The sequence below is a fragment of the Hyphomicrobium sp. DMF-1 genome (assembly GCF_027886585.1).
In the GTDB taxonomy this organism is placed as follows: domain Bacteria; phylum Pseudomonadota; class Alphaproteobacteria; order Rhizobiales; family Hyphomicrobiaceae; genus Hyphomicrobium_C; species Hyphomicrobium_C zavarzinii.
Window position 1 is genome coordinate 3,759,615 of record NZ_CP115706.1, and the last position, 16,973, is coordinate 3,776,587.

The 16,973-nt window shown below is 64.2% G+C and carries 17 protein-coding genes; 12 read left to right on the forward strand and 5 right to left on the reverse strand.

Annotation, left to right across the window (positions count from 1 at the left end):
* Positions 1-23: 23 nt before the first annotated feature.
* Positions 24-2,039 carry a DNA topoisomerase IV subunit B gene (parE, locus tag PE058_RS17180; RefSeq protein WP_020085271.1) on the forward strand — a complete coding sequence of 672 codons (2,016 nt, stop codon included), beginning with the start codon at positions 24-26 and terminating at the stop codon, positions 2,037-2,039.
* A gap of 102 nt (positions 2,040-2,141) precedes the next feature.
* Here parE and PE058_RS17185 read toward each other — a convergent pair whose 3' ends face one another.
* The 4 genes from PE058_RS17185 to PE058_RS17200 form a co-directional block, all read right to left on the reverse strand.
* Complete coding sequence (locus tag PE058_RS17185; protein ID WP_020085270.1) at positions 2,142-2,675, reverse strand: formaldehyde-activating enzyme; 534 nt, start codon at positions 2,673-2,675, stop codon at positions 2,142-2,144.
* A 231-nt stretch (positions 2,676-2,906) separates the two neighbouring features.
* Positions 2,907-3,254: a hypothetical protein gene (locus PE058_RS17190; RefSeq protein ID WP_020085269.1), complete on the reverse strand. Its 348-nt coding sequence runs from the start codon at positions 3,252-3,254 to the stop codon at positions 2,907-2,909.
* Positions 3,251-4,171: a DnaJ C-terminal domain-containing protein gene (locus PE058_RS17195; RefSeq protein WP_020085268.1), complete on the reverse strand. Its 921-nt coding sequence runs from the start codon at positions 4,169-4,171 to the stop codon at positions 3,251-3,253. The genes PE058_RS17190 and PE058_RS17195 overlap by 4 nt, the downstream gene beginning before the upstream one ends.
* A 111-nt stretch (positions 4,172-4,282) precedes the next feature.
* Positions 4,283-5,110 carry an alpha/beta hydrolase gene (locus PE058_RS17200; protein ID WP_271028955.1) on the reverse strand — a complete coding sequence of 276 codons (828 nt, stop codon included), beginning with the start codon at positions 5,108-5,110 and terminating at the stop codon, positions 4,283-4,285.
* Between the two features lie 271 nt (positions 5,111-5,381).
* Here PE058_RS17200 and PE058_RS17205 point away from each other — a divergent pair, with 271 nt between their 5' ends.
* The 3 genes from PE058_RS17205 (at position 5,382) to PE058_RS17215 (ending at position 8,924) form a co-directional block, all read left to right on the forward strand.
* Positions 5,382-6,458: a prephenate dehydrogenase gene (locus tag PE058_RS17205; protein ID WP_271028956.1), complete on the forward strand. Its 1,077-nt coding sequence runs from the start codon at positions 5,382-5,384 to the stop codon at positions 6,456-6,458.
* 275 nt (positions 6,459-6,733) lie between these two features.
* Positions 6,734-8,140, forward strand: coding sequence for a cell envelope integrity protein CreD (creD, locus tag PE058_RS17210; RefSeq protein WP_271028957.1), 1,407 nt, complete (start codon positions 6,734-6,736; stop codon positions 8,138-8,140).
* 115 nt (positions 8,141-8,255) lie between these two features.
* Positions 8,256-8,924 carry an aquaporin gene (locus PE058_RS17215; RefSeq protein ID WP_271028958.1) on the forward strand — a complete coding sequence of 223 codons (669 nt, stop codon included), beginning with the start codon at positions 8,256-8,258 and terminating at the stop codon, positions 8,922-8,924.
* A gap of 99 nt (positions 8,925-9,023) precedes the next feature.
* Here the strand turns inward: PE058_RS17215 and PE058_RS17220 are convergent, their stop codons facing one another.
* Entirely contained in the window at positions 9,024-9,242 is a 219-nt protein-coding gene (locus PE058_RS17220) for a hypothetical protein (RefSeq protein WP_020665368.1), read from the reverse strand.
* Between the two features lie 55 nt (positions 9,243-9,297).
* Here PE058_RS17220 and PE058_RS17225 point away from each other — a divergent pair, with 55 nt between their 5' ends.
* From PE058_RS17225 to PE058_RS17260, 8 genes are all read left to right on the forward strand, one after another.
* The gene (locus PE058_RS17225; protein ID WP_020085262.1) at positions 9,298-10,938 is read left to right on the forward strand and encodes a DEAD/DEAH box helicase; all 1,641 of its coding nucleotides are present in this window, start codon (positions 9,298-9,300) and stop codon (positions 10,936-10,938) included.
* Positions 10,939-11,256: 318 nt separating this feature from the next.
* Positions 11,257-11,571, forward strand: a complete 315-nt coding sequence (locus PE058_RS17230) for a hypothetical protein (RefSeq protein ID WP_020085261.1) — start codon at positions 11,257-11,259, stop codon at positions 11,569-11,571.
* 40 nt (positions 11,572-11,611) lie between these two features.
* The gene (locus PE058_RS17235) at positions 11,612-12,172 is read left to right on the forward strand and encodes a GNAT family N-acetyltransferase (protein WP_271028959.1); all 561 of its coding nucleotides are present in this window, start codon (positions 11,612-11,614) and stop codon (positions 12,170-12,172) included.
* Positions 12,173-12,230: 58 nt separating this feature from the next.
* Positions 12,231-13,013: an amino acid ABC transporter ATP-binding protein gene (locus PE058_RS17240; protein WP_271028960.1), complete on the forward strand. Its 783-nt coding sequence runs from the start codon at positions 12,231-12,233 to the stop codon at positions 13,011-13,013.
* A 1-nt stretch (position 13,014) separates the two neighbouring features.
* A complete protein-coding gene (locus PE058_RS17245; RefSeq protein WP_020085258.1) occupies positions 13,015-14,046 on the forward strand; it encodes an amino acid ABC transporter substrate-binding protein in 1,032 nt (343 codons plus the stop codon).
* Between the two features lie 8 nt (positions 14,047-14,054).
* Positions 14,055-15,248, forward strand: a complete 1,194-nt coding sequence (locus PE058_RS17250) for an amino acid ABC transporter permease (RefSeq protein WP_020085257.1) — start codon at positions 14,055-14,057, stop codon at positions 15,246-15,248.
* The gene (locus PE058_RS17255) at positions 15,245-16,372 is read left to right on the forward strand and encodes an amino acid ABC transporter permease (protein WP_271028961.1); all 1,128 of its coding nucleotides are present in this window, start codon (positions 15,245-15,247) and stop codon (positions 16,370-16,372) included. The genes PE058_RS17250 and PE058_RS17255 overlap by 4 nt, the downstream gene beginning before the upstream one ends.
* A 111-nt stretch (positions 16,373-16,483) precedes the next feature.
* Positions 16,484-16,930 (forward strand): hypothetical protein, encoded by a 447-nt coding sequence (locus PE058_RS17260; protein ID WP_020085255.1) that lies wholly within the window; start codon positions 16,484-16,486, stop codon positions 16,928-16,930.
* Positions 16,931-16,973: the final 43 nt, after the last annotated feature.

The following is a 16,973-nucleotide window of genomic DNA, read 5'->3' on the forward strand; positions in this document are numbered from 1 at the left end:
TCGAGAGGCAGGGGTGACAGCGCATGGCCCAATCATTTCGTGATCTGTTTTCGAGCCTTACGCAAAGCATGACCGACAAGACCAACCGCGCCCGCAAGACCACCGACGCGTCCGAGAACTATACGGCCGCCGACATCGAAGTGCTGGAGGGGCTGGAGCCTGTCCGGCGGCGGCCAGGCATGTACATCGGCGGCACGGACGAGAAGGCGCTGCATCACCTGTTCGCCGAAGTGATCGACAACTCCATGGACGAGGCCGTCGCCGGTCATGCGGACTGGATCGACGTGCGGCTCGATGCCGACGGGTTCCTTTCGGTGGCCGACAACGGCCGCGGCATCCCGGTCGATCCGCATCCCAAGTTCAAGAACAAGAGCGCGCTCGAAGTCATCATGTGCACGCTGCACGCGGGCGGCAAGTTCGAAGGCAAGGCCTACAACACCTCGGGCGGCTTGCATGGCGTCGGCGTTTCGGTCGTCAATGCACTCTCCGATACGTGCGAAGTGGAAGTGGCGCGCGGCCAGCAGCTCTATCGCATGGTGTTCTCGCGCGGCATTCCGCAGACGAAGCTCGAAAAGCTCGGACCGGTGATGAACCGGCGCGGCACGAAGGTGCGCTTCCATCCGGACGAGACCATCTTCGGCAAGGGCGCGCATTTCAAGCCGGCGCGCCTGTTCAAGATGGCGCGCTCGAAGGCCTATCTCTTCGGCGGCGTGAAGATCCGCTGGAGCTGCGATCCCGCTCTCATCAAAGACGATACGCCGTCCGAAGCGGAGTTCCACTTCCCGGGCGGTCTCAAGGACTATCTGGCGTCCGAGATCGCAGGGCAGACGCTCGTCACCAAGGATCTGTTCGCGGGCTCGATCGAGCGCGAGGGCAAGCACGGCTCGGTCGAATGGGCGGTGGCCTGGATTTCCGACGAGGACGGCTTCTGCCGCTCCTACTGCAACACCATTCCCACGGCCGAGGGCGGCACCCACGAGAACGGCTTCCGCTCCGCGCTCTCCAAGAGCCTGCGCGAGTTCGGCGATCGCGTCGGTAACCGCAAGGCCGCGCAGATCACGGCCGAGGACGTGATGGGAACGGCGGCGGCGATGCTGTCGGTGTTTATCCGCGAGCCCGAGTTCCAGGGCCAGACCAAGGACAAGCTGGCCACGCAGGAGGCGAGCCGCATCGTCGAATCCGCGGTGAAAGACGCGTTCGACCACTGGCTGACGGACAGCCCGCAGCAGGCGACGCGCCTGCTCGAATGGTCCATCGACCAGGCGGAGGAGCGGCTCAAGCGGCGCCGCGAGAAGGAAGTCGGCCGGCAATCGGCCACGCGCAAGCTGCGCCTGCCCGGCAAGCTCGCGGACTGCTCCATCCAGCAGGCGGCCGGCACCGAGATCTTCATCGTCGAGGGCGACTCGGCCGGCGGCTCGGCCAAGAGCGCGCGCGTGCGTGAGACACAAGCCATCCTGCCGCTCAGGGGCAAGATCCTGAACGTCGCCAACGCGTCATCGGCCAAGCTTGCGCAGAACCAGTTGCTTGCCGATCTCATCCAAGCGCTCGGCGTCGGAACGGGCAGCAAGTACCGCGACGACGATCTGCGCTACGAGCGCGTGATCGTGATGACGGACGCCGACGTGGACGGCGCGCACATCGCCTCGCTGCTGATCACCTTCTTCTACCAGGAGATGCCGGAGCTGATCGAGAACGGGCACCTCTATCTGGCGGTGCCGCCGCTTTACAAGCTCACGCACGGTGCGAAGTCCGTCTACGCGACGACGGAAGCGCAGCGTGACGCGCTTCTGAAGAAGGAATTCGCCGCCAACGCGAAGGTCGAGATCAGCCGCTTCAAAGGCCTCGGCGAGATGAATGCGCAGCAGCTCAAAGAAACGACCATGGATCCCAAGAACCGCACGCTCCTCAAGGTGGAGATCGGCGAGGGAGACAGGAGCGCAATTTCGGACGCCGTCAATGCGCTGATGGGCTCGAAGCCGGAGGCGCGGTTCCGCTTCATTCAGGAGCGGGCTGCTTTCGCTACCGACCTCGATATCTAACTCGTTATCTAAAGAGAGCAGCCGGCGCGCCGCACTCGCATCGTTCAAAAGAGAAGGGGACGTTCCGCGGAACGTCCCCTTCGCCGTTTGGACCAAAGCGCTCTAGTCGAGCACGCCAGCCAGGGCGTAGTGGCTGATCTTGTCGCGGTTGGCAATCAGCTCGTCGACGCTCGGCTCAAGGCGCATCGCGCGGCCGATGGCGATCTTCGTCGCCTCGTAGTTGGTGCGATAGAGATCCTTCTTGTCGAGGTTCGGATCTTCGGCGCAACGCGGATCGAGCCAAACGGTGATGATCATGCAGATGTCGTTCGCGATCTCGCGGGGAATGGTGCCTTCCTTCAGACAATCGACGATCGCATCGCCGATCGCGGCCTGCACGACGCCGCCGAACAGCTCGATGTAGGCCGCACCCGAGATGGTGACCTTCGAGGTCATGATGGCCGACGGGCGAACCATCTGGTTCAGGTCGCGAATGACAAAGAAGCGGGTGTGGCCGACCGCCTGCCCCATCATCGTGGCGAAGGCCGTTCCGACCGGACCCTTGACCGAGCCGATGACAACCTCAGGCATGGCATCGGTGGCCTGCCCTTCCTTCGCCAGAACGGTGGCTTCGCCCGTGCGGAACCAGATTTCCATAGTGTGATCCTCTCGATATGTTCATGCGCCATCTATGCGTGTGGCGCGCGTACTAAGGGGCTTCGATCCGCGATGCGCAACAAGATTTGTGGCGTTTCCGGATCGAGAACAGCGGCCGGACCGCTTTGCGCGGAAATCGGCATTTGCGCCGATCCTGCGCGCTTGATTGGGCGCGCAGACACGGGGGATTGTAGAGCGGCAGGAAACACGATCCTGCGCGCTCTGCCAAGATCAGCCACCGTCCGACGGATCGCGTCCGAGCACGATACGGGTTCGTGTGGCGATTGCGATGCGAACCTCGTCCGGCTGCTCCGCAACCGCTGACGAAATGGCGCGAAGCGAGTGGCGCGTGCGATGCAATTGATCCACGAGCGACAGGATGACGGGCAGGCTCTCGTGCTCGAGTCCCATGCGGTAATGGAGATCGCAGACGAGCGCGATGCGCGCTTCATCCACGTCGTCGAAGACGAAGGCGTCGGCCTCCCGATGTGGCGTCACGAGCCCAAGCTCGATCCACCTGCGGAGCACGCTGGCTTCCAGGCACTTCATGCGCGCGATGAGTTGCTGCTCGCTGATCATGAGCGGTCTCCGCGTTTCTGCCTCGGGTTCTGCGGGTGCTTTGCTTCCCAGTCCGCCATGAACGCCGCGAGCTCGTCGTCGGGGTTCTCAGGCGGCACGACCACGAGCTCGATCAGGTGATCGCCCCGCGCGCCGGACTTGTCCCGCCGCACGCCCTTGTTGCGGAGGCGCAGGGTCGTGCCGGACTTGGCGCGCTTCGGCACTTTCACATCTACGGGGCCGTCGACCGTGTCGACACGCACGCTGCCTCCGTTCAACGCCTCGCCGAGGGAAATGGGAACCTCGGAGCGGATATCGTTGCCATCGCGGCGGAACTCAGGATGAGGGAGAACGTGGATCTCGACGTAGGCGTCACCGGGTGCTGCGCCTTCGGAGCCTGCCCTGCCCTGTCCCTTGAGGCGCAGGGTCTGGCCTTCGCGGATGCCGGCCGGGATCTCGATATCGAGCGTCTTGCCGTCCGGCATTCCGATGGTCTTGCGCGCGCCGTTGACGGCGTCGAGGAAATCGACGGGCAGCGTATAGTGGACATCGCTCGGGGGCTCGCGGAAGCGCGCGCCGCGCGAGCGGAACAGGTCGGCGAACAGATCGTCGGCGTCGAACGCATCGCCCGCACCACCCGACGTCGCGCGGCCGCCGTAGCGCATATTCGGATCGGCTTCCGCATAATCGCGATAGTAGCGGCGCTCCGGCTTTTCCGCGCCGCTTTCGTCGATCTCTCCGGCATCGAAGCGCTTGCGCTTCTCGGGGTCGCCGAGAATGTCGTTCGCGGCGGAGATTTCCTTGAAGCGGCGCTCGGCCTCCGCATTGCCGGGATTGAGGTCCGGATGCGTTTCCTTGGCGAGTTTGCGATACGCGCTTCTGATCTCCTCGGCCGTGGCAGTCTTGCTCACGCCTAGGGTCTTGTAGGGATCGGCCATTTTTTGACGCCTCTCAGTCGGCCCGATCCTACTCCCGAACGGAGGCCGGATGCATCCCAATCTGCAGGGTCGCGGTAAACGAGGCGCTTATCCTGCCGGGCGATTTTGTCCCTAGGCCGACAATGCGGCGGCTTCTCCCTCCGGACGCGCTTCCAGGGTTTCGAGCCAGCTCAGCAAGCCGTCGGCTGCGGCCTTCCAGTCGGGGTCGAGCATGAGCGTGTGCGAGAGGCCATCGAGAACCTGCGCGTCGGCGCCATACCAGATCGCGGTGGCCCAAAGGTCCTCGCGCCGGATGAAACGGTCCTCGCTGCCGCCCATGACGAGCATGCGGGGCGCCTGCCAGGGCATAGGCGCGAAGGGACGCATGCCTTGCAGCTCGAAGCCGACCAGCGGGCTCTCGCCGCCGCCTCTCGCGGCGAAGCGCGCGAACGCACCGGCGTCGATGCGGTTCGAGAACAGGCCGTCGCGCAGCACGTCGAGATCCGTCTGAAGCACACCCGACGTGAACATGACTGATAATTCGCGCCACAGCTTCGGCCGCGCCCACATCATGGCGATGTTCGCCGCCATCAATCCCCCCGGCGGAACGGAGGCCAGCAAGGCGGCGCCCGAGAAGCTCGCTCCGGAGCGTATGGCATGCTGCACGACCGCGCCGCCCATGGAATGGCCGACCGCGACCACCGGCCTTCCGAGCGACGTGGACACCTCCATGAGATCGGCGGTGTAGTCGGAAAGGGTTGCCGTGGCGAGGCGATCACGCCCGCAACTCGCGCCATGTCCGCGGAGGCTCATGGCGTGCACGTTGTAGCCGGCTTCCGCCAGATACGGCATGAAGTTCGGTTGCCAGATCCAGGCACCGACGAAGATGCCGTGCACGAGTACGACGTCGACGTTGCGCGCGCGGCCGCGGCCCGGCGTGGATAAGACTTCGAGTGTCATGCCGTCTCCGCCTTTATGTGGAGCTTGCAGTTTCTCGTCATCGCAAACCCCGTTGCAACCGCCACGGCGTCGCAGAGTTCCTGCTTCAGATTGACAGGCTGCGTGAGCGGCCTTATCGGGTACGGCCATGAACACCGGTCCGATCTGCACCCGCGCGTATTATCTGCCGTCCCCATAGGAGCGGCACGGATCGATTGTGTTCGAAACGATGCCGCCGCCAAGGCGGCATTCGTTTTTTGTGGCCTTGGCGGCCTTGCTGCCAGGAGCTCTCATGTCACCGTCCTCGATTTCCTCCGAGAGAAAAGCTTCGCCGTCGCGCCTCAACCTGCGCGCCCGCCCCCGTGACAAAACCGTCGGTTTGATCGGCTTCGGCGCGTTCGGGCGGCTGATCTTTCCGCTGCTCGCCGCGCATTTCGGCAAGGTGGTGGTGCACGATCCAAGCCCGGCGCCCGGCGTTGCGAGCGTGATGTTCGCGGGGCTCGGGGACGCGGCTCGCGCCGACGTGGTGGTGCTTGCCGCGCCCGTGCAGGAGATGCGCGCCATCGCGCATGCCATCGCTCCGCACCTGAAGGAGGGCGCACTTGTGCTGGACGTCGGCTCGGTGAAGTGTCTTCCGGCCGCGGCTCTGGCCGAGGAGCTGCCGGCTGGCGTTTCCATCGTCGGCACGCATCCCCTGTTCGGCCCGCAGAGCGCAGCCGATGGCGTTCACGGTCACAAGATCGTGCTCTGCCCGGTGCGCGGCGCTGGTCTCGGAGATGTCCGATCCTGGCTACGCAGCCTCGGTCTCAGGGTGCTCGTCCGGACACCCGAGCAACACGACCGCGAGATGGCGGTCGCGCAAGGACTGACGCACATGATCGGAAAGCTGATCGCAGACATGGGCGTGGTTCCATCGATCACGACGCCGAGCTTCGATCATCTGCTCGCGGCCGCACGGATGGTGAGCAGCGACGCCGCCGCCGTGTTCACGGCTATCCAGCGCGACAATCCGTTCGTGGCGGAGGTTCAGGACCGCTTCTTCGCGCTCGCGGAGACGATGCGGGGCAGCTTCGCGACTGGCGCTACACAGGCTACGGCCTCAGCCCTGCCCGCGCTTGCGCGCCCAATAGATCGCGAAGATGGCGATCCAGAACAGCAGAGCGGCCACGTCCATAAGAGTCGAAAGCTCGCGCAGGCTGCGGTGCCAAGGCTGATCGGGCGGGCCGACGAGCGTCAGGAGGCCGGCGATCGCGCCGACGGCCAAGCAAAGCCCGACGCCCACCCAAGCAATTCTCACGGCACGCCGCGTCATTGGCAAAGCCTCCCTGGCCTGGCGCTCTCGCCCGAAGACAATCTCAGTCTATCATGATCGGGCGTCGGACGGTATCGCCATGGACGCGCCAATTCCCGTCGTTTCCAGCATGCCGATATCTCACGTGCGGGCACTAGCCGGGGCGGGCGGCTCCACGCGCCTGCGGCGAGGAAAGTTCAGCTAAGTTCCGGCAATCACCGTACCCGTGAAACTGCTCCCCGATAACGGGAGTCTCCGGGAGTGCACCTTGCTCCGCCTCAAATTCGCCTGCTCCAATTCCGACAGCCTCAAAGCTCCAGGACGAGGCATGGATCAAGCAGGAAGGCGAGCATATGTCTGATATCGGACAATCCGCAGGACGCGTCGCGCGCAGCCCCGCATTCAAGTTCTTCCTGATCTCCTTTCTCGTTCTTCTGCTCCTCATTCCCCTCCTCATGGTGATCGCGCTCGTCTCCGATCGCGAGGGGCGCTCCAGGTCCGTGATGAGCGACATCGCGCGCACCTGGGGTGGCGTGCAGACGCTGACGGGACCCTATCTCGTGGTGCCTTACAGCGTGCGCGTCGAGACGAGAGACGGCGACAAAATCGTGCAGCAGACGCAAGAGCGCCGGGCGGTGTTTCTGCCGGAGGAGCTGACCATCACCGGCAACGGCAAGTCCAACGTGCTCACGCGCTCCATCTTCGACGTGAACGTCTACACCGCATCGCTTCGCATCGAGGGCCGCTTCAGCGCGCCGGATGTGGCCGATGTTGATCCCAACGCGATTTCCATCCGCTGGAAGGACGCCATCTTCGCGCTCGCCTTGAGCGACGTCGCAGGCCTCAAGGAGGCGGCGACGCTCAAGGTCAATGACCGCGAGACGCTGCCGTTCGCGCCGAGCCTCGGCATACCCGGCAACTACCTCAGCGGTATTCATGCGAAGCTCGACGACGCGGCCTCCGTGATCGAGGGGGAAAGCGCGGCGAAGGCATTTTCCTTCCACGCCGATCTCGTGTTCACCGGATCGTCCTCACTCTCCTTCACGCCGGCTGCGCGCGAGACGCGCGTGGAGCTGTCCTCCGACTGGCCGCACCCGAGCTTCATGGGCGCATTCCTGCCGGTCGAGCGCGAGGTCGGGCAAAGCGGGTTTTCCGCGAAATGGCGCGTGCCGCACCTCGCCCGCAGCGTGCCCAACCAGTGGACGACGACGGACGGCGGCGTGGACCGGTTTCTCCAGTACCAGTTTGGCGTGACGTTCTATCAGCCGGTCGACTTCTACGGCCTCGTCAATCGCGCCGTGAAATACGGACTCTTGTTCCTCGCTGTGGGATTCATGGGCGTGTTCGTTCTCGAGCTCATGTCGCACAAGCGCGTGCATGCCGTGCAGTATCTCTTCGTCGGCCTCGCGATGGTGTTCTTCTACGTGCTCCTGCTCTCGCTGGCCGAGCATCTCGGCTTCACGGCGGCGTATCTCATCGCCTCGCTCGCGACCGGCGGGATGCTCTCGATCTATGTGGGCAAGTCGCTCGAAAGCGGGCGCAGCGGGCTCATCATGGCCGCGCTTTTCGCGCTGCTCTACGGACTTCTCTATCTCATCCTGCGGCTCGAGGACTATGCGCTGCTGGCTGGCGCCGCGCTCGGCTTCGCTGCGCTTACCGCCGTGATGTTCACAACACTGAAGGTTGACTGGTCCGGGCTCGGTACCATCGGTGCACGCCCCATAAACGCATCCAAAGGGCGCGACGACGAGATGGTATGATCTCCCTGCTGGCGCCGTTCCGATTCGCTGCGTGTGAGGACTGCTTGCTCATCACCAGCACGAGGGAGCATCGGAATGCTGTCAGTACCATGACAAAACTACAGGGGAGACCGCGATGAACATCAAAGCACTTTTGGCCGAGTTCATCGGTACATTCATGCTTACGGGCGCCGTTCTCGGTGCCGCGTTCTATTCATTTGGGGCACCTTCCGGCGCGGCCGGAATTGTTGGCGTCGCCCTTTCGATCGGCATTACCGTGTTCGCGACCGCGCGTGCGATCGGACACATCTCCGGCGGACACTATAATCCCGCCGTTACGCTGGGGCTCGTCGCAGGCGGCCGCTTTTCCGTCGCAAGCGCAATTCCCTACATCGTGGCGCAGTGCCTCGGCGCGATCGCCGTCACCGCGGTTTTCTCGGCGATCGGCAATGCTCCGGCCTCCTATGCGGCCAACGGCTATGGCGATCTCTCGATGATCAAGGCGGGGCTCTCGAGCGTATTTCTCATTGAGGTTGTGCTCACCGCGTTCTTTCTCATCGTCATCATGGGGTCCACCCGGCCGGGTGCGCCCGCGGGTTTTGCGCCGCTTTCCATCGGTCTTGCGCTCACCGCCATTCATTTGATGTCCATTCCGGTCTCGAACACCTCCGTCAATCCGGCGCGCAGCCTCGGGCCGGCGCTGTTCGCGGGCGGAGAGTATTTGAGCCAGATCTGGGTATTCTGGGCCGCACCCATCGCGGGCGCGGTGATCGGCGCTGTCATCTACCGTTTCATGGACGAGTAGGCAGGGCTCCGCCCGGCAAGATTAAAATGCTTTGAAAAAGCGTCATAATCAGCGGCCGCCGTGCATTCCGGCGGCCGTTTGTTTTGAGCCGATCACAGTTTAGTTTTCAGTGCGACTTTTCAGCACCAAGAAAGTCCCTGTTTTTTCTTGATTTTTATGGGTGCCTATGCCAGCTAAGCGTTGGCTCGGGCGCAGGGGCTTCGATCTCATTTGTCCCTTTTCGAGCCCCCAATTCTTGTATTTGCCCGCTTGCGGCATCCGCCATTCCCCTGCGCTCTCGTCGCCTTGAAGCTGCTCCCGGAGACCCTCGTCGGTCATCTTTCCGGCTGTTTGCGCTCGGGGCCCTGAGATCGATCTATGGAGACGTATTTTTTTGGAAACGAAGACGTTCGCTGAGCTCGGGCTCAGCCAGAAAGTCCAGGCTGCCATCGCGACAGCCGGCTATGCCACACCCACACCCATTCAGACCGCAGCCATCCCCGTTGCAGTAACAGGGCGCGACGTGCTCGGCATCGCGCAGACCGGCACCGGCAAGACGGCCTCGTTCGTGCTGCCGATGATCACGCGTCTGGAAACGGGCCGCGCACGAGCGCGGATGCCGCGCTCGCTGATCCTCGCGCCCACGCGCGAGCTTGCCGCGCAGGTTGCGCAAAGCTTCGAAAAGTACGGCATCAATCACAAGCTCGACGTAGCGCTGCTCATCGGCGGCGTATCGATGGACGATCAGGTGCGCAAGCTCGATCGCGGTGTCGACGTGCTGATTGCGACGCCGGGCCGCCTGCTCGATCACTTCCAGCGCGGCCGCCTCATGCTGATGGGCGTCGACATTCTCGTGATCGACGAAGCCGACCGCATGCTCGACATGGGCTTCATTCCCGACATCGAGAAGATCTGCAATCTGCTGCCGCCAAAGCGCCAGACGCTGTTCTTCTCGGCAACGATGCCGCCGGAGATCACGCGTCTCGTCAACCAGTTCCTGCGCGATCCGGAGCGGATCGAGGTGGCGCGTCCCGCCACCACAGCAAAGACCATCACGCAGAGCTTCCGCTTTACGGGCGAGAGCGAGGACTGGGTGAAGCGCGAGATCCTGCGCGAGATGATCCGCGGGGAGACCGTGAAGAACGCGATCATCTTCTGCAATCGCAAGCGCGATGTGGCAATCCTGCTCAAGTCGCTTCTGAAGCACGGTTTCAATGCCGGCGCTCTGCATGGCGACATGGACCAGAAGAGCCGCATGGAAACGCTCGACAAGTTCCGCAACGGCGACATCAACATCCTGGCTGCGAGCGACGTGGCCGCGCGCGGCCTCGACATTCCCGACGTCTCGCACGTCTTCAACTTCGACCTGCCGTGGCAGTCCGACGACTACGTGCACCGCATCGGCCGCACGGGCCGTGCGGGACGCGAGGGTACGGCGCAGTCGATCGTCACGCCCGACGAGCTCAAGAGCTTCAAGGACATCGAGAAGATCATCGGCGACGATATCGTCTGGATCGGCGAGCCTCCCTCCGAGCAGGACTTCGCAGACGCCGGCAAGCGCCGCCGGGGACGCGGTGGCCGCGGCGGGCGGGCAGGTGCGCAGCGCGACAGCGGACGCGCGAACGGCAGCGAGCGGCACGAAGGCCGCGGCGAGCGCCGCTCGTCTCCGTCTCAGGCCCGCGGTGAGCGGCGTGCGCCGCAGGCACCGGGTCTGGGCGATCAGCCGCAGGTCCCCTCGGAGACCAGCGCAGCCAAGCCGCAACGGGAAGGCGGGCGCGATCAGCGCCGCGGCGAAGGCCGCCGGGATGGTGCACGGCCCCAGCAGCAAGCACGGCCGCAGCGTAGCGATAGCGCAAAGCCCGAGGCACGCCGCGAGCGCGAGGAGCAGCCGCGGACAAGCCCGCAGACTGCGCAACGCGCCAAGCCGCGTGTGGCTGAAGCAGAGGTCTCCAAGGCCGCGGTGAGCGCGTTCGCCGGAAACGTGCCGGCGTTCCTGAGGCGTCCTCCGCGCCCGGTCAAAGCAGCCACGGAATAGGATCCCCTCAGGTGCCCGACATCGGGACGCCGCTCCATTGCGGCGTCTCGAGGCTTGGCCAAGCGTACATTTTGCTGCACTGCTCTGGATCAGCGCAGGCATAAAAATCGCTGCATTTTTTGTTTATCGCGCAGCACCTTGCCAGGCTCACGGGTGCGTCCGCCCGATTCCTTATTTCGCACACGCGCAGCCGCATTGCACAAAGTCGAGTCAAGTAAATTTTGCGACGCAACATCAACTAGCTGTGGACATCGCGGCTTCTGCCTAATTTGCAGGCGCTCCCAGCGCTACTGTGACAGGGCATTGGAGGCCAAAACCATGCGTGAACATCGGCTCACCACCTCTTCCACCGGCCCTCGGGCCGCGGGCTGCCGGGTACGCGAATTGGACTACGTTCCGGCTCCTGACCTGATCGAGGCCGCCCAGCTTCGCCGCCTCGCTAGCACCGTGCTCGCTAAATCCCCGGACGACCTCGCCGCACTCGCGGAGACTAACCCCCTCCTGGTGTGGGAGTGGATCGACGCCTTCCGCAAGGAAAGGCTCGCAGCCGAGGCCGAGGCACGGTATTGGTCGGCCGCGGCCGCCGCTCTTTCGACGGCCACGCCGGAGGCGGTTCGCACGGCCGCGGAATAGCAGTCGGCCGAGGCTCACTTCAGCACCCAGCGGCGCCCTTATGTCGAACGTCGAGATTTGCCGCTGGGACGGGCTTGAGCCGGGGCCGGCACGCGACAGCCGGATCGCCGAGCTCGATCAGGTGTTCTTCTCCTCGAGCGCCACGCAATCTTTCCCCAGCGACGAAGCAAAAGCCGCGTTTCGCGAGCGCTGGCTCGGCCGCTATCTTCGCCATTTCCCCCACTATGCCCTGCTGGCGCTCGACGGCAGCAAGCGTCTCGTCGGCTACGTGATCGGCAGCATGGAGGATCCCGCACGCGATCCCCTGTTCTCCGATCTCACATTCCTCAGCCACTTTCGCGCGCTCACCCAGCGCTATCCGGCGCATCTTCACGTCAACCTGGATGCCGCCTGGCGCAGCCGCGGCATCGGCCAGCGGCTTGTGGAAGCCTTCGCCGACGAGGCGCGCGCCGCGGGCGCGCCCGGTCTCCATGTCGTGACGGCGCGCGGCATGCGCAATGTCGGGTTTTATGAGCGCAATGGGTTCCTGGAGCGCGGGACGGCCTCGATCGAGGGCCGCGAATTGCTGCTGCTCGGACGCGATCTCATCGCCAACCCTTGAGAAGTGCTGCAACTCTCTGGCATACTTCACAAAAGTTGCCTCAACATCTGCAGGACCGATGAGCGCGCCCGTATCGCAGCCTTCCGACGCGAGACCGTCCGGCAATGCCCGCGCGGTGGTTCTTGAAGACGTGCAGAAGTGGTTCGGCGACTTCCACGTGCTGAAAGACATCTCGCTCGAGGTGGCCGAGGGCGAGAAGATCGTGATCTGCGGTCCTTCGGGCTCGGGCAAATCCACTCTGATCCGCTGCCTCAACGGTCTCGAAACGCACGATGGCGGAAGGATCGTCGTCGACGGCACCGTGCTCACGCGCGATCTCAAGACGCTCGAAACCATCCGCTCCGAAGTCGGCATGGTGTTCCAGAGCTTCAACCTGTTTCCGCATCTCTCCGTGCTCGACAATCTCTGCCTCGCGCCCCAGTGGGTGCGCGGGATGAAGCGTGCCGAGGCCGAGAAGGCGGCGCTCGCCCTGCTCGACCGGGTGCGCATCGCGGATCAAGCCAACAAGTATCCGAGCCAGCTTTCGGGCGGGCAGCAGCAGCGCGTCGCCATCGCGCGTGCGCTCGCCATGAACCCGCGCATCATGCTGTTCGACGAGCCGACCTCCGCGCTCGATCCCGAGATGGTCAAAGAGGTGCTCGACGTGATGATCGAGCTGGCGCGACAGGGCATGACGATGCTGGTGGTGACGCACGAGATGGGCTTTGCGCGCGCGGTGGCCGACCGGGTGGTGTTCATGGACCGGGGCGAGATCGTGGAGGCGGGGCCGCCGGAGGTGTTGTTCGAAGCGCCGCGCTATGAACGCACGCGCCTGTTCCTCTCCCAGATCCTCGAGCACTGACATGCGCGAACGCTCTCTTCTTCTCGGCCTTCTCGCTCTGCTCTCCGCGACTATCTGCGGGGCGGGCTTCGCTGCCGCGCAGTCCGCTACGCTCGATGCGGTGCGTGCGCGGGGGCATCTCGTGTGCGGCGTCAATACAGGGCTCGCGGGCTTCAGCGCTCCCAACGACCGGGGCGACTGGACCGGCATCGACATCGACTTCTGCCGTGCCGTGGCGGCCGCCATCTTCAGAGACGGAAACCGGGTGCGCTTCGTGCCGCTCAACGCCAAGGAGCGGTTCACGGCGCTGCAATCGGGCGAGGTGGACGTGCTGTCGCGCAATACCACCTGGACCATGAGCCGCGACACGTCGCTAGGGCTCAATTTCACCGGCGTGCTCTACTACGACGGCCAGGCGTTCATGACGCGCAAGTCACTCGGGCTGCATTCGGTGAGCGACCTCAAGGGCGCGAGCATCTGCGTGCAATCCGGCACCACGAACGAGCTCAACCTCGCCGACTTCTTCTCGACGAGGGGGCTCGACTACCGGCCCGTGGTGTTCGAGCGGCTGGTGGAGGTGCTCGGTGCCTACAGCAGCGGGCGATGCGACGCCTTCACCACCGACAGCTCGCAGCTCGTCTCGGAGCGCACGCGGCTGCCCGACCCCGACTCCCACGAAATGCTGCCGGACCTGATCTCCAAGGAGCCTCTGGGGCCCGTCGTGCGGCAGGGCGATGCGGGCTGGTCCAATATCGTGCGCTGGACGCTGTTCGTGCTCGTCAACGCCGAGGAGCTCGGCGTGACGCAGGCCAACGTGGAGGAGATGCGCACGACAGCCAATCCCGAGATCCGCCGGATGCTCGGGACAGAGGGCGAATACGGCAAGGGCATCGGCCTCGACAACGATTGGGCCGTTTCCATCCTGAAGGCCGTGGGCAACTACGGCGAGTGCTTCGAGCGCAATCTCGGCGAAAGCTCGCCGCTCAAAATCGCGCGTGGGCGCAACGCGCTCTGGAAGGACGGCGGGCTGATGTATGCCCCGCCGATCCGCTGAGGCAGGCGATGGCGGATCTCCTCACTCGCCTCACCGACCGGAAAGCGTGGACTCGCGCGGTGTATGATCCGCAGGTGCGTGCCGTCGTATTCCAGGCGCTTCTGGTTCTCGTGCTCGCGCTCGTCGCAACCGAGATCGTGCTCAACACGGCTGCCAACCTCAAGAAGCAGAACATCGCCTCCGGCTTCGATTTCCTGACGAGGACAGCGGGCTTCGACGTCTCCCAATCGCTCCTGCCCTACACGAGCAAAAGCACCTACGGGCAGGCGTTCCTGGTAGGGCTCACCAACACGTTATTGGTGGCGGCGCTCGGCGTCGTGCTCGCGACCGCCCTCGGCTTCGTGCTCGGCATCGCACGGCTCTCGCCCAACTGGCTCGCCTCGAAGCTGGCGCTCGCCTACGTGGAGCTGGTGCGCAACGTGCCGCTGCTGCTCCAGCTTCTCATCTGGTACGTGGCGGTGCTGCGCGCCTTTCCGGCGCCCGGCGACGCGCTCGCCCTTCCGTTCGGCGCCTATCTCGACAAGCGCGGGCTGCATCTGCCGCACATCGCGCTCGCGCATGGCGGATGGCTCGCGCTTTCGATCCTCGCAGCGCTCGCGTTGGCGTGGTGGCTGAAGCGGCGCGCGAAACAGGATCAGAAGAGCGGGCCGGCGCACTCTCCCTCGCTCCGCTCCGCCGGATGGGTTCTGGCCGGGCTCGTGCCGGTCATCGTACTCATCTGGTCGAGCCTCGGCGCGACGGTGCGCTATCCCGTGCTCGGCCGTTTCAACTACGAAGGCGGACTTTCGATCGAGCCCGAATTTCTTGCGCTTCTGATCGGTCTTACGACGTACACCGCGGCCTTCATCGCGGAGATCGTGCGGGCGGGACTTTCCGGCGTGCCGCGTGGCCAGCGCGAAGCCGCCGCCGCACTCGGCCTCAGCCGGCGGCAGGCGCTGCGTCTGGTGATCCTTCCGCAAGCCCTGCGCATCATCATTCCGCCGCTCACCAACCAGTACCTGAACCTCACCAAGAACTCGTCGCTCGCCGTCGCAATCGGTTATCCCGACCTCGTCTCGGTGTTCTCCGGCACGGTTCTCAATCAGACCGGACAGGCGGTGGAGGTGATCCTGATCACCATGGCGGTCTATTTGCTCATCAGCCTCGCGACGGCGCTGGCGATGAACGCATTCAACGCCCGAACTGCGTGGGCCGAGCGATGACGCAGGAAAGCTCCTCCTCGAAACTCTCGCCTCACGCCGCGCGGCGCGGCGATCCCCAGCGCTCGTTTCTGGACTGGGCGCGGGAGGCGCTGTTTCCGTCGCCGGGGCAGGCGCTCGTCAGCCTCGCGCTCATCGTTCTCGCCGGATGGATCGCCTTCGCGTTCCTCGAATGGGCGGTCTTCAACGCCGTGTTCAGCGGAAGCGACGGCGGCGCCTGCCGCGCGGCGCCCTTGGGGGCGTGCTGGCCCTTCATCACGCACAAGATGGGGCTGTTCCTCTACGGGCGCTATCCGGATGCGGAGCTTTGGCGCGTCAATCTCACTTACGTACTTGCGCTTGCGGGCCTCGTGCCACTGATGGTGCCGGGCGTGCCGTACAAGCTCGCCCTCTCTCTCTACATGCTGCTGGTGTTTCCGGTGATCGCGTTCATCCTGCTCAGCGGCGGCGTGCTCGGACTCCCCTACGTCGACACCGCACTGTGGGGCGGGCTGCTGCTGACGCTCGTCATCGCGAGCGTGGGCATCGCGGCCTCGTTCCCTCTCGGCATCCTGCTCGCGCTCGCGCGGCGCTCGGACCTGCCGATCGTGCGCTGGTCGGCGATCGGCTACATCGAGCTGGTGCGGGGCGTGCCGCTTGTCACAGTTCTGTTCATGGCCTCTGTCATGCTGCCGCTGTTTCTGCCGCCGGACGTGACGATCGACAAGCTTCTGCGCGCGCTGGTCGGCGTGGCCCTGTTCTCGGCCGCCTATCTCGCGGAGGTGACTCGCGGTGGGCTGCAGGCGATTCCGCGCGGGCAATACGAAGCCGCCGATGCGCTCGGTCTCGGCTATTGGAAGAAAATGGGGCTCATCATTCTGCCCCAGGCCATTCGGCTGGTGATTCCCGGCCTGGTGAACTCGTTCATATCCTTGTTCAAGGATACGAGCCTTGTACTCATCATCGGACTTTTCGATCTTATCGGAATTGTTGAGCAATCCGTTCAAGCTGATGCGAAATGGTTCTCTCCGCAAACAGCCGCAACCGGGTATTTCTTTGCAGGCGCGGTGTTTTGGATATTCTGTTTTGCAATGTCACGATACTCATCATCTCTGGAACGAAAGCTCGCTTCCCGCGTGCGTTCCTGAGACTTGCGTATCTTCCCCGTGTTCGAACCGGCATGACAAAACCAGCCTGCTGGTATAAGGATTAGCCGCCATCAAAACAAAATCAGGTGGCGTGAAGCTGGGGGAATATCCATGTTTCTACCTACAGAATACGTCTGGCTGGAGCCTGTGCTCATCGCCGCCGGTGTGGTCTTCGTTGTAGGCCTGATCGGCAATGTGCTCTCCTTCTCGAGCCGTTTCTTGAACGCTCTCGTCACGGCAATTGTCTTCGCCGTGATCTTCGGATCGCTCACGTTTCTCGCGAAGGCCGAAGTTCAATCGATTCCGGCGCAGTTCCTGCCGGCCGAATATGCTTGGCTCGAGCCCGTGCTCATCGCATCCGCCGTTGTGTTCGTCGTGGACTTCATCGGCAACATTCTGTCGTTCTCCAACCGCTTCGTGAATGCGCTCGTCACGGCGATCGTCTTTGCTGTGATTTTCGGATCGCTCACCTTCATCGCGCATCGCGAGGGCGTGGCAGTGCCCACCATCACTGTCCCGACACCCGATGCGGCGCCTGCTCCGGCACCCGCACCCTAGCAGGGGCGCACAGCCTGGAATTCGAGAGGGCGGCCTTCGGGCC